Source organism: Methanobrevibacter gottschalkii DSM 11977, assembly GCF_003814835.1.
In the GTDB taxonomy this organism is placed as follows: Archaea; Methanobacteriota; Methanobacteria; order Methanobacteriales; family Methanobacteriaceae; genus Methanocatella; species Methanocatella gottschalkii.
In genome coordinates this window covers 1-15223 of record NZ_RKRG01000001.1, presented here as the reverse complement: position 1 = coordinate 15223, position 15223 = coordinate 1, and the positions used below count along the sequence as shown (strand labels likewise).

At 24.1% G+C, this 15223-nt stretch carries 10 protein-coding genes and 1 pseudogene; 9 read left to right on the top strand and 2 right to left on the bottom strand.

Going from position 1 to position 15223, the window contains the following annotated elements; genetic code table 11:
- The 4 genes and pseudogenes from EDC42_RS09695 to EDC42_RS00040 all read left to right on the top strand — a co-directional run bounded on the left by EDC42_RS09695 (position 1) and on the right by EDC42_RS00040 (position 4690).
- Entirely contained in the window at positions 1 to 714 is a 714-nt protein-coding gene (locus EDC42_RS09695; RefSeq protein WP_083234857.1) for a CDP-glycerol glycerophosphotransferase family protein, read from the top strand.
- Between the two features lie 494 nt (positions 715 to 1208).
- Positions 1209 to 1334, top strand: coding sequence for a hypothetical protein (locus tag EDC42_RS09690; RefSeq protein ID WP_281272110.1), 126 nt, complete (start codon positions 1209 to 1211; stop codon positions 1332 to 1334).
- 934 nt (positions 1335 to 2268) lie between these two features.
- Positions 2269 to 3331: pseudogene (locus tag EDC42_RS00045) on the top strand (transposase).
- Positions 3332 to 3823: 492 nt separating this feature from the next.
- A complete protein-coding gene (locus EDC42_RS00040; protein ID WP_069575741.1) occupies positions 3824 to 4690 on the top strand; it encodes a hypothetical protein in 867 nt (288 codons plus the stop codon).
- Between the two features lie 302 nt (positions 4691 to 4992).
- On the opposite strand, the gene EDC42_RS00035 is transcribed toward EDC42_RS00040, so the two are convergent.
- Both EDC42_RS00035 and EDC42_RS09565 read right to left on the bottom strand, forming a co-directional pair.
- A complete protein-coding gene (locus tag EDC42_RS00035) occupies positions 4993 to 5430 on the bottom strand; it encodes a hypothetical protein (protein ID WP_123833363.1) in 438 nt (145 codons plus the stop codon).
- Positions 5431 to 6217: 787 nt separating this feature from the next.
- Positions 6218 to 6385, bottom strand: a complete 168-nt coding sequence (locus tag EDC42_RS09565; RefSeq protein WP_245988557.1) for a hypothetical protein — start codon at positions 6383 to 6385, stop codon at positions 6218 to 6220.
- Between the two features lie 998 nt (positions 6386 to 7383).
- Here EDC42_RS09565 and EDC42_RS00025 point away from each other — a divergent pair.
- The 5 genes from EDC42_RS00025 (at position 7384) to EDC42_RS00005 (ending at position 14935) form a co-directional block, all read left to right on the top strand.
- The gene (locus EDC42_RS00025) at positions 7384 to 8619 is read left to right on the top strand and encodes a nucleotide sugar dehydrogenase (RefSeq protein ID WP_069575544.1); all 1236 of its coding nucleotides are present in this window, start codon (positions 7384 to 7386) and stop codon (positions 8617 to 8619) included.
- Between the two features lie 100 nt (positions 8620 to 8719).
- Positions 8720 to 11290: a glycosyltransferase gene (locus tag EDC42_RS00020; protein WP_069575546.1), complete on the top strand. Its 2571-nt coding sequence runs from the start codon at positions 8720 to 8722 to the stop codon at positions 11288 to 11290.
- Positions 11291 to 11298: 8 nt separating this feature from the next.
- Positions 11299 to 12693, top strand: coding sequence for a glycosyltransferase family protein (locus tag EDC42_RS00015; RefSeq protein WP_123833362.1), 1395 nt, complete (start codon positions 11299 to 11301; stop codon positions 12691 to 12693).
- Positions 12694 to 12721: 28 nt separating this feature from the next.
- On the top strand, positions 12722 to 14101 hold the full coding sequence (locus EDC42_RS00010) for an FkbM family methyltransferase (protein ID WP_069575549.1): 1380 nt from the start codon (positions 12722 to 12724) through the stop codon (positions 14099 to 14101).
- Positions 14102 to 14437: 336 nt separating this feature from the next.
- A complete protein-coding gene (locus tag EDC42_RS00005) occupies positions 14438 to 14935 on the top strand; it encodes a helix-turn-helix domain-containing protein (protein ID WP_170151640.1) in 498 nt (165 codons plus the stop codon).
- Positions 14936 to 15223 lie beyond the last annotated feature (288 nt).

Here is a 15223-nt window from a genome sequence, read left to right as displayed (position 1 = left end):
ATCTCTAGATTTATTAAGAAATATAATCAAAATTTATCATTAATAGTAACTGTTTCAGAATTAGAAAGAGATTCTTTTTTAAGTGAGGGTTATAATTATGATGATGATGTAGTTCAAGTATTAGGATTTCCCAGGTATGATAATTTAACAAATTGGAATGTGAAAAAGCAAGTATTATTCATGCCTACTTGGAGATTACAATTGGAAAGTGAAGATCTTTTCTTAAATTCTAAATATTATGAAACTTTGAATAATTTTTTAAATAATAAAGAATTATTGGAGTTATTAAATAAAAATGACTATAAATTAGTATTCAAACCTCATGCCGAATTAATGGAATATCTTGATTTATTAAATGTTGATAATGATGTTTATATATCTATTAATGAATCTTATCAAGATTTGTTTAATGAATCTGCAATACTTATCACAGATTATTCATCAGTATTTTTTGATTTTGCTTATTTAAAAAAGCCAGTTATTTATTACCAAGATAATAATGATTATCATTATGATGAGGGTTATTTTGATTATGAAACAATGGGATTTGGTGAAGTAATTTCTGATGAAAATCTGTTGATTGAAAAAATTAAGTTTTATTTAGAAAATAATTGCCAAATGGAATATAAATATAAATGTAATGTTGAAAATTTTTTTAAATTTAATGATAAAAAGAATTGTGAAAGAGTTTATAATTGGATTTTAAATAATTGAGTTTTGATATTTTTTATAATCTTGTAGAAACCATCATTTAAAATATTTGTATTGTTATGTAAATGTTATATATACATTTTTGAGTTTTATGCTTCCATTATAATTTTTTTATTGAATCGAGTGTCCGCCAAAAGTAATTTTTTCAATGCAAATTTTTCTTTGTTTTTGAATTGAAGTACTTTTAATCAGTTACAAAAATTAATTTTAGATTTTTGGCGGACACCCAATCTTCTTTTTATTATATATATTGCACTTTCCATGTCTATTTTTAATGTATATTGTATTCCAGAAGATTATGCCATTTTAGTATGGAATGGCAGGTTTTTGCTTGTGTTTTTAATGTATTTTTTCATTTATAGTGGCTCTTTCAAAAAACTTGTGTGATTTGGATTTTCACTAGTTTTTGAGGCACGATTTTTTTTCGTTCTATTTTTTCTTTATTTTTAATTTAGAAGTAGTAAAATTAATATATAAGGTGGAACTTAAATATTAATATGATTAATAAGAATATTAAAGCTCCATATGATTGTATGGAGTTAAAAGAATATAAACTTTCCGATTTTATTGCAGAGTTTTCTGAATTCCATCAATCTGATGATCTTTTCCCGATTTGGTTGTGAAAATATTGAGGATAATCTTATTAGACTGGAAACAAATGGGTAAAACTTATTTTGAAAAATAAAATTAGTAATTTGTCCAAGTTGCAAGTCAAAAAAATACTTGTTAAAAAATGGGAAACTTACGAAAGAAAACTAATTTTTTTAAGAATTGGAGAACAAACATACACTATTCAAAAATATAAAATGCAAAAAAATGGGGTAAAGTCTTCTTATACTGATTTTATCGTTCACCTTGTTTATTCTAATTCGAATATTACATATACCTGTTATTTAATTGTATTGAAAATTTATATCCAAATTTAATGGAACATGGACTCCATAAAAAATACGATTTGACTTAAAACAATCAAACACATACATTGAAATTTCACATCAAAGCATAGAAAAACATTATTATTGGCATCTAAATTATTCAATTTGACTAATTAAAATCGGACTTATTCTGGTTATTACTTATTTGACAGTCTTTGGGTTAAAATAAATGGAATTTGGATATTTATGTTTTTAACATTATTTCGACGTTAAAACTGAATACTTATAGTTTCAGTCAAAATTTAATCGAATCAGAGGATTCCAAAACCCCCTTTTATCAATTCTTAAACGAATCACTAAGAAATCAAAAGAAAATATCAATAGGAACAGGACTTAAAACACGATATATCGAGAAGCAATTAGATAAAACTAAAAGTAAAACATCATTTTCTGCAAATTTCCATGTAAAACAAAACATAAACAAAAGATTTAAAGAATATTTTAGGGGTCTGAATTTTTTTGATTAAAATTCGGCTTAATTTGTTCTATTTTTCGTATTTTTTTCATTTATTTCGTATGGTTTGTAAAAATACATTTTTGTTAGTGTTAATTTTAATAAAAAGGGTCTTAATATCGATAAATTTAAATATTATGTGTTACATAAGTTTATTTAGTGATAAAAATGAAACACAGATTAAATTTAGATATTAAAGACCCAAATTACATTTTGTTGAAAGAAATATTTAAAATTATGGATTCCCGAGAAACTTCTGAAATTTTAGCTTCATTTGGCTTTAAAAACTTGAATTAACAAGTATTTAGTTTTAAAATTATATTTATCAGCATGTTCTTTGGTTTAGATATTCCATTCATCTTAAGTGAGCTTGAATCTAAAGAAAAGCTTCGTAAATACTTTAATATTTCTGAAGTTTGGAGTGCTGATCAGGTTTACAAAACTTTTATCACTTCAGAACTCTGATAATCTCATTAAAGCGTTAAATCGCATTTTAAATTCAAGAAATCGTGTTAAAAGAAGAGGAAAAAAGACTTTTATAGTGGATGCCACACCAGTGGACTTAGATTTTAATTTCTACAGAAATAAAAAGAAAAAAGAACATCTAGAAACTTTGAATTTAAAATGGAGTTATTCATCATCAAAAGGATTTTATATTGGATTTAAAGCAACTGTTGTCATTGATTACGATAGTATGAATCCCGTTTGTATTTTAATCCATTCTGGAGCCCCCAAATGATGCAAAACTTTTTGACACCGTTATGGAAAATCTCCAAAAAAGACGTATAATTCAAAAAAGAGACACAATAATTTTTGACAAAGGTTATTACAGCTATAAAAAACTATCAAATAGGAATTAGCAAATATAAAATCGTTCCTTTCATTTTTTCCAAGAGACAATTTCAAAAGAACCAAACTAGATAATCAATTATCCTACCCATTACATGTATTTAAGAAAACAAAGAAAATCTTGACCGAAAAAAGATTTTACAACAACTTAAAACACGAATTACTAAAAAAACTAGACAACTGGAAAAAAATTCAAACCAATAAGGGGTAAATTGAAGATTTCTTCAAATTACTCAAACAAGGCCTCAACATGAGGCAAATACACAAATACACACCTGAATCAGTTGAAAAAACAGTATATCTAAATGTATTTTTAGGAGCACTAATCATATCGCAAGGATTCAACTCAAAAACAGCCATACAACAATTATCTGAAAACTAAAAAATTCAGACCCCTAAATATTTTAGATAAAAAACCAACTAACAGACGAAGAAAAAGAAATCCTAACCGATTTAAAACAAGATATTTTATAAAAATACTGGATGCAGAAACACTCAATGATGCTAAAAAACCACGTGATATCTTAATTGATAAAAAATACCCTCAAAACAACTTCACAAACAAAATCCTAATGGAAAATTCATCATCCATTTACTTCAAAAAATTAACGAACCACCTTGAAAACACGAATATTCAATCCACGAATAATAAAAATCGAAAACATCTTCCAAAAAGTATTCCCAAAACACATAAAAAGAACAATGAAAATAAAATCAGGTCTTTTAAGCCGATTCATGCTAAAACTAAACTATTGGAACATAAAAAATGAAAATAAAAAAATCACACAAGTTTTTGAAAGAGCAAATAATGAATAAATATTATAACAATAACATACAATAATTAAACAATAAATTATATATTAAAGGGAACAATATGAAAAATTTAATTAAAATTAATGTTGATTTTGAGGAATTAGATAATTATAAATTTATAATGGATGAACCTTTTTCTTTAGAAGTTAATTATAATCATGTTAAATATAATTTTATTATAAAATTTTCAAGTAATAATAATAATTTAATTTGTTGTGCTCCTGGTGCACAAGATAGGAACAAAAGAACAAGTCAAGGGGAATTAATTAAACCTCCGTATTTTGACAGATGGTCATGGTTTAAATATTTTGAGGAATCATTCATTGCTTTTTCAGATCCTATTTTTTATTATGATAAAGAAATAACATTAGGTTGGTGTGTAGGTGATAAAAATCAGTGGTATGCTGAAAATATATCCTTAATTATTCAAAAATTAGCTAAAAATCAGGAAATAATTAATGAGAATATTCTATTTTTTGCAAGTTCAGGAGGTGGATTTGTATCTATAATATTAGCTACTTTAATAAAAGGTTCAAAATGTGTAGTTAATAACTCTCAATTTTCTATATTTAATTTTTATGAAACACACATAAATAGACTTTTTAAATTTTTAGAAAATTCATTTAGACTAAATAAATCTGAAATAACTGATAAAATAGATTATAGGTTAGATTTAATAAAATTATTCAAAAAAGAAAATTATATGCCTTCTATTACATATTATGTTAATGCATGTTCAAAGTATGATATTAAATATCATGCAATGCCATTTATAGAAAATGTCATGTTTATTCCTCAATTTAAAGATAATTTAAATGTACATTATTATCATGAGTATAAAGACTTTCCTCATAATCCAATGAGTACTGATAAAATTTTAGTTATTCTCAAAAATTTTATTAAAATAAATTTATATAATAATTTTTAGAATAATGTATAACTTTAATTTGTTTTGAAAAATAATAAGTTAATAATTTTGCAGATTCTTTTATTGATTTTTTGCAAAAAAATATTTTTTTGTATTAGAGTGTCCTCCAAAAGTAATTTTTTTTTGATGCAAATTTTTCTTTGTTTTTGAATTGAAGTATTTTTAATTAGTTTCAAAAATTAATTTTAGATTTTTGATGAACACCCTGAAAAATAGAAAAAACCAAAGAAATCTGCAAAGAGCTAACATTTTGATAATCACTATTCTACTAACATGTTTTTTCAAAATAGTGAAAAAAGAAATTAATTTGATTTAATTAAATTAAATACAGTATTATCAGTGTAACTATTTCCATCCCATGTTACAATTTCATAAACTTTATCTTTTTTAATAAACCAATAATGGAATGTTTTATTATTTTGTATAATTTCAGATTTATATACATTCATACCATCAACATTAAAATTATTAATTTTTGTAGAATAATTATGATTAGTGCTATAGTTCACATATTTATCAATATGCTCTTGAATATTGTTATCATTGTATTCTATAATTCTTAATGAAGTAGTTCCATTAGTTATATTCACATCATTATATTTAACAATATTTCCTTCCACATATCCTTCAGGTAGAGAAAAATAGGAATCTCCAACATGTATACTATTATTTAATCCATTTAATATTAAAAAGCCAAAAATTACCAAAAATATCGTTAATACTATCCATTTTTTATCCATTTTATCACATCTTATTAAAAATTAATAATTAATTTATGGTATATGTATATTACAATAATAACTTTTTCATTTATTTTTATAATATTGGGTGTCTGCCAAAGTTAGTTTTTGGCAGGTCTGTTGATTTTTAATTAAAATAGTGTTACATCGAGTTTTAATTGGTGGATTATTGATTCTTTTTCGCAGAAATTTTCTAAATCTTCTGTTGAATTTTCTATTTTCTTGTTTAATGTTGTATAATCTGATTAGATTGTATGCTAATGCATCTAAGTATAGTCTTATCTTCTGTTCGTATCATTTCCGATGACTGCTTCTTTTTCTATTTGGAATTGTTCTTTTAATATTTTCCAAAATGGGTCCTTCAACGCTTGATCTTTTAGCATATTCGTCTTTTATATTCTTGTTTTTTCCATTTTTTGGTTCATTGCTTTTTGCATTTTATGATCCGTATTCTGTGATGGTTTTGTGTGTTTGTGAGGCTGAGCAACATTTGTTTCGTTCTTTACAGTTTTTTTACATGCTTCATAATTGTTGTAAATTCTTTTTATTTTGTCTGGTTTTTCTGGGTCTTTGTGTGGTTCAATATATTTTCCAAAGAAGTGTAAATATTCTCCTTCTGGGCATTTGAATGCATCTAATTCATAATTGTATTCGAAATGGTCTTTATGATATTGATTGGGATTTAATTTCCCTATTTTTTCTTTGGATTGCTTTCTATTGGGTATTAAGTGAATTGTGTTTCAATATCATATTAATAGTTCTATTTTATCTTTGACATTCAATGTCTTTATATTTCCAATATTCTTTGGGTGGGTTTTTGAAGTTTATCAAGCTTTTCCTGGCTAATATGTAGTCCATTGAAGTAATTGAGCAATATTTGAGTTATCTTTTTTTGTGATAACATTGTTGTTGGAATTGTAATGCTTTTTTTAATAGTTCCATCAAAGGGCAACATTGATTAAAATCTGTTAATTTCAAATCTGAAGCCTCTTTTTTTAAGGTCATTTGAAGCAATACTTCAAAGTAACAGCCATATTCTCTTCTATATCTTTGAATTGAGCGTTCTTATGGTTGTACATCATCATAAAACAAACCTGTAAACATCATGGTACCTTGCCATTATCTGCAATAATACTTGGCACTTTCCACATGCTCTATTTTAGCATAAACAAGCAATTTTAACATGGAATCAATAGGCAAGGACTCTCGTCCTTTCTTCTTTTTAGGTTCTTTGATATTTAACATTGGATAAAATTTCATCAATAAAAATCCACCCACAAAACGAGAAATATGGTCTTCCGGGAATGTTGCTATCTAAAAGTTACAATACTTAATTTTACTCTGATTCTTATCAATTTTTCTTAAAACCATAAAATACAACTCCAAAATAACTAATAGTTAATATTAACTATATAAAACAAAGTATATAAATTTAACTATTATAAAATCAGTTAAAATCCAGTTTAACAAATTAAAAATTACTATAGTTAAATTATACAATGTTAATAAGAATACATTTAAATTAAAGCAAAATTAAAATAAATCAATGAAAAATAAGAAAAAATAAGTCAAAAATTTTCCAGCACAAAATCAAAAAACTAATTTTGGCTGGTACACGATAGAAAATCAAAAAAGTCCTAACAAATTGACAGTCTCATAAAGGATTATTTCACAAATTATAAATACTTTTTAAACAAAATAACATACTATACAATGAAAAAATATTTGTATAATATTTATTATTTGTAGGAAATAGGTTCTTTCAAAAATTTGTGTGATAAATAATTGGTATGATTAATTTATTCATTTAAATTTTTCAAAATAACGGATTAATTAAATTTAAATTATAAAAATAATGCCCATTGGGTTGGCAATTATTAAGAAAAAGTTTTTAATAAAAAAACTTACTAATATTTAAATCACTTAAGTTTTTGAAATGGTCAAGGAGATAAAATGAAGATATGTATTTTGGGTCAAGGATACATTGGGCTTCCAACTGCAGCACTATTTAGTCTTAATCATTGTGAAGTTATTGGAGTGGATATCTTTGAAGATATGATAAATAATTTGAATAAAGGTATTATTCATATAGAAGAACCAGGAATTTCGAAAATTATTAAAAAAGCGATTGAATCAAATGTTTATAGAGCTAGTTTAATCCCTGAAAAAGCTGATGCATTTATAATTACTGTACCAACACCGTATATTGTTGAAAATTATAGTTGTGATTTAAGTTATGTTACAACTGCATGTAAATCAATTTTACCTTATATTGAAAAAGGTAATACTGTTATCATTGAATCTACTATTGCTCCTATGTCTACTGATGATGTGATTAAACCTATATTTGAAAATGCTGGTTTTATTATTGGTGAGGATTTATTCCTTGCACATTGTCCTGAAAGAGTAATCCCTGGCAAAATTATTGATGAATTAATTCATAATGATAGAATCATTGGGGGAGTAACACCAAAATGTGCAGTAAAAGCTAGTGAAGTTTATGATCAGTTTGTTGAAGGAGAGCTAATACTTACTGAGGCAAAAACCGCAGAATTATCTAAATGTATGGAAAATACATTTAGGGATGTTAATATTGCACTTGCAAATGAACTTACTAAAATTTGTACTGAAATTGGTGTTAATGTATTAGATGTTATTGAAATGGCTAATAAACATCCAAGGGTTAATTTACATTCACCTGGTCCAGGTGTTGGAGGGCATTGCCTTGCAATTGATCCTTACTTTATTTATGCTAAAGCACCTAAAACTGCCCATATTATTAAATTAGCACGTGATACAAACAAATCCATGCCAGATTTTGTATGTGAAAATGTTGAAAAAATTATTTCGAAAGGTAAAATTGCAATTTTGGGTGTTTCTTATAAAGGTAATATTGGGGATGATAGGGAAAGCCCATCATATGAAATAATCGCTAAGTTATGTTCAAAGTATGAAATTTCTATACATGATCCTCACATTGATAATCCTAATTTTGTAAGTTTAGGTACTGCAGTTAATGGTGCGGATTTAATTTTAGTATTATGTGATCATAATGAATTTAAAAACATGGATTATGATTTAATTAAAGATAAAATGGAAAAAGCAATAATTTTTGATACTAAAAATATAATAAAAGAAGTTCCAGATGATATCAAGTTATTTAACTATGGAAATTTATACTCTATTTAAAATTTCTATATTTCAAAGAATATGTAATTTAAATATGTATTGATGTGATGTAATATTAAGGAAAAGGCATTGTTAAGTTGTTTTTATTTGAGGAAGTATAATGGGATTTAAGGTCAGTATTATAATACCAGTATTTAATGTTGAATTTTATATTGAGTCCTGTATATTATCATTACAAAATCAAACTATTGGTTTTGAAAATTTAGAAATTATTTTTATTGATGATTGTTCTACGGATAATACTTCAATAATCATAGAATACTATGCAAAAAAATATAAAAATATTAGGGCAATTTATTGTAATGAAAATAGTGGAGTTGCAGGTAAACCCCGTAATATTGGTATGGTTAATGCCACATCAGATTATATAATGTTTATTGATCCTGATGATACTTTTTCTAAAGATGCATGTGAAGTTTTATATGATAAAATCTCTAAATCGAAGGTGGATGTTGTTAGTGGGTTACATTCCAAAAAAATTCATGGTGATACTGATATTATTTTTCCAGGTTTGTTAATAAGTACTTTCACAAATCCCAATGATAGTTGGCAAATTAGGAAAAAACAATTGGCTGAATACTTAAAAGATTTTGATGAGCTTTATTTTGAATCTTTGGATGAAATGCCTTATTTATTAGGTAATTTTGCCATAATGAGCAAAATTTATCGTAAAAGTTTTTTATTTTCTAATAATATTAATTTTCCTGAAGAAATACCCGGTGAAGATTCAGTATTTTTATTAAATGTATTTCTAAATGCTAAAGGAATTATTTTTATTAATAAAATAATCTTTTCTTATTATACTTCACGTGATGATGAGGATAATGCATCGTTAACACATCAAAGTGATTTGTCAAGAAATTTAGGTAGATTAAAAGCATATAAAATGATGTTAAAATTATCAAAAGATCATGATAAATTAGATGAGTTTGTTAATTATCTTCTTTGTGGTAAGATGAATTATTTCTTAAATCAATATGTTAATAATAAAAATTTATCTAAAAAGGAGATTAGTATAATTATTAATGAAAGTTATGATTTATTTACTTTGATTAATAATTCTAATTGTAAATTTGATTCTGATTATAAAAAATTAGTTGAACTTATTATTGATAAAAATGTGGATGAGCTTTATAAATACTCAGAAAATGATGTTTTTCATATTGTGACAAATAATCATGAAACTAAATATATTAAAGATATAAAAGTAGCAGTTATAATGGATCCCTTTACTTACACTTCATATAGCAATGAGTTTGAAGATATTATAATTGAACCATCATCTTGGTTAGAAACTTTTGAAAATGAAAAACCTGATTTATTTTTTTGTGAATCCGCATATTCTGGAGTTAACAAAAAAAGTGTGATAAATGGGGTTGCAATTGAAGATAATATTACTCCTTGGCAGGGAAAAATTGGGTTAAATTTAATTAGTGGCAATGATAATAGGAAAATTCTCTTTGATATATTAAATTATTGTAATAATCATAATATTCCTACAATATTTTGGAATAAAGAAGATCCTACATCTTTCGATATAAAACAATATAATTTTATTGATACTTCATTACATTTTGATTATATTTTTACAACTGATGAAGAAACTATTCCTCGATATAATGCAAGAGGACATGATAATGTTTATCCTTTATTGTTTGCATCACAAATTAAATTGTTCAATCCTATAGAGTATAAAAAACGTACTAACGATATTATTTTTGCAGGTAGTTGGTATAATCAATTTAGTGAAAGAAGTAACGTTATGAGAGAATTTTTTAATAAAATAATTAATAGTGATTATAATTTGAAAATATATGATCGTGCTTCAGAGATTAATTCTATTAATAGGAAGTTTCCTAAGGAATATTCTCGATATGTTTTCCCCAAAGTACATTTTGATAAAATGCCTAGTGTATACAAAGAGAGCAAGATATCCTTAAATATTAACACTGTAACAAATTCTTACACAATGTTTGCTAGAAGAGTGTTTGAATTAATGTCATCTAATACATTGGTGTTATCTAATTATTCTAAAGGTATTTTTGATTTATTTAAAGATAATGTTATTTATTTAGATAAACTCAGTTCTTTAAATTTAGATAAAATTGATATTGAAAATATTTGTGAAAATAATTTATATGATGTTCTTGAAAATCATACTTATTATAATAGGTTTAAATATATTTTAAATATTATCGGATTTAAATTTAAAGAAGAAAATAATAATCTTATTATAATTTATGGTTTAAATAATAAAAATGAACTGGAAATTATTTTAAATGACTTTGAATCTATTAAGTATGTTAATAAAACTTGCTTAATCTATGTAAAAGATAATAATTTATTGAATAGTTTAAATGAAAGGTTTATTGAAGATGTTAAATTTATTGGTATAAAAGAATTAATCATGATTTCAGAAGAATTTAATCAGAGTTATTTTTTTATTATTAGGGATTTATTTCATCCACTTGAAAAAGATTTTATTAGAAGGGCTTTTTTGCATTATAATTATCTTGATAAGAACATTGGTGTCAAACAGGGAAATCCTAAATATAATTTAGCTAAAACTATAGAATATAAAAATATTTTATTTAATATTGAACTGTTAGATAAAGTATTAGAAGGTTTATTAAAATATCGATTAAATAAATTAACAATTCTTAATATCTAATAATCCGGGTGGTTCCTATTAAAGAGTTTACACAACCTAAAATTTCAATAATATTAAATTTAAATGATGTAACAGAAAAATATTTTGAAAAATGTTTTGATTCAATATGTAATCAAGAATTAGATTATGTTGAAATCATTTGTGTTGAAAATGAAAACTATAAATTTGATAAATTTCAAAAATATTTATTAGAATATGAGTTTATTAAAATTTTCGATGAATATTATCTTCAAAATAATTTTAATTTAATAATAAATTCTGATTACATTTTATTTTTAAACGCAAAAGATTGGTTATTATTTGTTGGTTTGAAACATGCATATAATTTGGCCATTGAAAATGATATGGATATTTTGATTAATTCTTATAATATATTTCATGAATTTTCTGGTGAAATTGAAGATCCTTACCAAGAAGAATATGCTCAATTAAATAATTTAAATAGTTTTTCTGGTAATGATTTTAAAAACATTTTATTTAACATGCCGAAATATTCTTTCAATCTTTATAAAACTGACTTTATTAAAAAATTGAATTTAAAAATCCCATTAGACTTAACTAGTCAGATCTCTTTTTTTATTAACTCATCAATGATGACTTCACGCATTGGGTATAATAATAAACCATTATTATATAATAGACTTAATGAGGAAAATGATAATTTAAATTATTATAATTTGATTTGTAATGATTTTAATTTTGGAATTTGTGAAAATAATTTAGAAATTAATATGGATTCTATTATTGATACTTATTTTAATATATTATATTTTTTAGAAAAAGAGGGAATTTACAATTGTAATAAATATTATTTGTGGAATTATATTTTTAGAGTATTTAGACGCATATATTTACAAAATTTTAAAAATAATATTGTTATTTTTAAGAATATTCATGATTTTTGTACAAATGTTTTTTCTAAGTATCATAATGATTTAGTTTTAAATTTAAAAATAGAAAACTTAACTTTTTATAGGTCTATTTTAAAATCAAATTCCATTTATGAATTAGAATTATTATATGAAAATAATAGGTTAGTTTTACAAAATGAAGGAAAAGATAAGATTATTAATGAAAAAAATAATTTAATATCTAATTTAAATAATGATTTGGCTAATTCTTCAAAAAAATTGGATGTTGAAATTAAAAAGTATTTAAATATATTGGATGATAAAGATAATCGAATTAATATTTTAGAAGAGAAATATTCTTATCAGGTTCATGAAAATAATCTATTAATTGCGAAACTTAGTGAAGTTGAAACATCTCGTTCATGGAGATTAACTAAAATTTTTAGAAAAATAGGGATGTTTAAATCAATAATCGTTTTAGTTACTGTTGGGTTTATAATTTTTTTAGTAATGTATATATTAATTATTATGTTGATGTTAATTATTAAATAGATGTCTAAGAATAAAGGATAGTGATTAAGTGCAGATTATTGATAAAATCAAACTAAAGTTATTAAATTCAAGTAATTCTTATAATTTTTATAAAAATAATTATTTAGCTCAAAATATTCAATTAAAATTACTTAATGAGGAATTGGAGGATAAGAATTCTGAAATTAATAAATTTAATGAGATTGTGTTAGAACAAGGTAATAATTTAAAATTACTTAATGAGGAATTGGAGGATAAGAATTCTGAAATTAATAAATTTAATGAGATTGTGTTAGGACAAGGTAATAATTTAAAATTACTTAATGAGGAATTGGAGGATAAGAATTCTGAAATTAATAGAGTTAATTATAGAATTGATAAAATGTTATCATTTGACTTGCTTTTTAAAGAAAATTTAACAATGTTTAATACTCATATTAAAGAGATTTTTGATAATCAACGAGATTTTGCATCGAATTTAAATGAATACTATGAAAAATTAAGTTATAGGAGCAATGAAGTTAATGAATCATTAATTAAGTTTGAAACAATGTTATCTAAAAGTAATAGGGGAATGGATGAGAAGTCTGATGTTATTCTTGATTTTATTAAAAATGAGAATATTAGAATAAACAATCATGTTGAAATGTTATTTAATCATCATGTGAAAGAATTCAATAAATTTAACAAAAATATAAAGAACTCTATGGATTTTATTGAAAATAATTATAAGAACTGTAGAAAATATTTTTTTAAGGGTAATGAATCACTTTTAGAGCCTTATTTGGATACGGATTTCATGTTCAACTTTTGTTATTTTAATAATATAGAATTACTTTCTTATTCTCCTAAAGAGAATTTGATATTGCTAAAAAATAAAGATGGGATTGTTATTGGGACAAATAATCACCTTTGGACAATTATGGAAATTTATGGTTTAAATGAATATATGATTCCAATTTTATTTTATTTTGATGATTTTGTTGTGTTTGATATTGGTATGAATAGAGCATATGCTAGTTTGAGTTTTGCAAATATGCAAAATTGTTCTTCAGTTTTTGGATTTGAAATTGATGAATTTGTATATTCTAAAGCAATAGATAATATTTCTTTAAATCCAAATTTAGCTAATAAAATAACAACTTATAATTTTGGACTTTCGGATGAAGATGGCATTGTTGAATTATATTGTTATGAAGGTTTCGATGGTCTTAATACGATGATGTATGATTTTTTAGAGGCTAATCCTTCATTAAATTTATATAAAGATAAACTTGATGTGAAAAAAGTTCATGTGAAAAAAGCTAGTGAGGTAATATTAGACATTATTTCAAAAAATAATATTACATCTAATATTGTACTAAAAATTGATACTGAAGGTGCAGAATATAAGATTGTCTATGATTTAATTAAAATCCGATTTAATTAATAAAATTGATGTGATTATTGGGGAAGGGCATATTTTCTCAGATAATGATTTCAAAGAGGATTTGTTAAATGTTGGTTTTAAAATTGTAAAATTTAATAGGGGTGAAGCAACATATGATTTCGCATTTATCAAATCTGATTATTTCAATTATTGGCCATTACTTAAAAGAGAATAAATTGGGTTTTACTAGAGATGGGGAAGAATATCTGGAAATGACATAAGTCTAATGAATTATTTTGAATTTTATGATTTTAAATTTCAATTGAATAATATATATTTTCTCAATTATAGTTAAAAACCAAACTTTTAATAAAGATGAAATTCATAATAATTATTATGTCTGGAATTCCTAAAAAAGAAATAAAAAAACACATTCCTGTTAAAGATTTGGATAAAAGAATTAAAAAGTTAGAAAAAGATGTAAAAGTATTAAATAGGCTTCATTTTATAAAAGCATGTTATTCTGGAATGAGTATTAAAGAAGCAGCTGAATTAAATGGAATATCTTATTCAAATGCATATGTTTGGTTTAATAGATGGAACGAAGAAGGTCCTGAGGGCATAATTCCAAAATACGCTGGAGGACGTCCATCATATCTGACTTCAGATGAAAAAATAGAATTAGAAAAATTACTCCAACAAGAAGAAGTTATAACAACAGAAATCGTTCATAAAATTATTAAAGATAATTTCGGTGTTGATTATAGTCATAAACAAGTAAGAATCATTGTTAAAAGTTTGGGTTATTCATATTCAAAACCATATCCAATAAATATTGAAACTGATTCTCAAAAAGTTGAAATCTTTAAAAAAAACTCTCACAATTCAATTTAAATGAATATATAATTGGATTTCTTGACCAAACATCATGCCAGGACTCAGCTAATTCTCCAAAAACTTTAAACAAAAAAGGAACAAAAAATAAAATAAAAAAAAAGAGGAAAAAAAATTCAAACAAACAGCAATGGGATTTCAAGCCGTAAATGGGAATTCTATTGTTAATTTTCCTGAAAACTCCCATACTCCAAAATATGATAAAGTTTGCAGGAGAAATTAGGTGTAATAACCTTAAAAATAAAAATTTAATACCTCTCATAGAAAATGCTTTAAACCATGAAAATT

What these genes read in the sequence shown, in the direction of transcription:
- EDC42_RS09565 (WP_245988557.1), bottom strand. Translation starts at nt 6,385, where the DNA reads ATGTTGCCCTTTGATGGAACTATTAAAAAAAGCATTACAATTCCAACA.
- EDC42_RS00040 (WP_069575741.1), top strand. Translation starts at nt 3,824, where the DNA reads ATGAAAAATTTAATTAAAATTAATGTTGATTTTGAGGAATTAGATAAT.
- EDC42_RS00020 (WP_069575546.1), top strand. Translation starts at nt 8,720, where the DNA reads ATGGGATTTAAGGTCAGTATTATAATACCAGTATTTAATGTTGAATTT.
- EDC42_RS00005 (WP_170151640.1), top strand. Translation starts at nt 14,438, where the DNA reads ATGTCTGGAATTCCTAAAAAAGAAATAAAAAAACACATTCCTGTTAAA.
- EDC42_RS09690 (WP_281272110.1), top strand. Translation starts at nt 1,209, where the DNA reads ATGATTAATAAGAATATTAAAGCTCCATATGATTGTATGGAGTTAAAA.
- EDC42_RS00035 (WP_123833363.1), bottom strand. Translation starts at nt 5,430, where the DNA reads ATGGATAAAAAATGGATAGTATTAACGATATTTTTGGTAATTTTTGGC.
- EDC42_RS00025 (WP_069575544.1), top strand. Translation starts at nt 7,384, where the DNA reads ATGAAGATATGTATTTTGGGTCAAGGATACATTGGGCTTCCAACTGCA.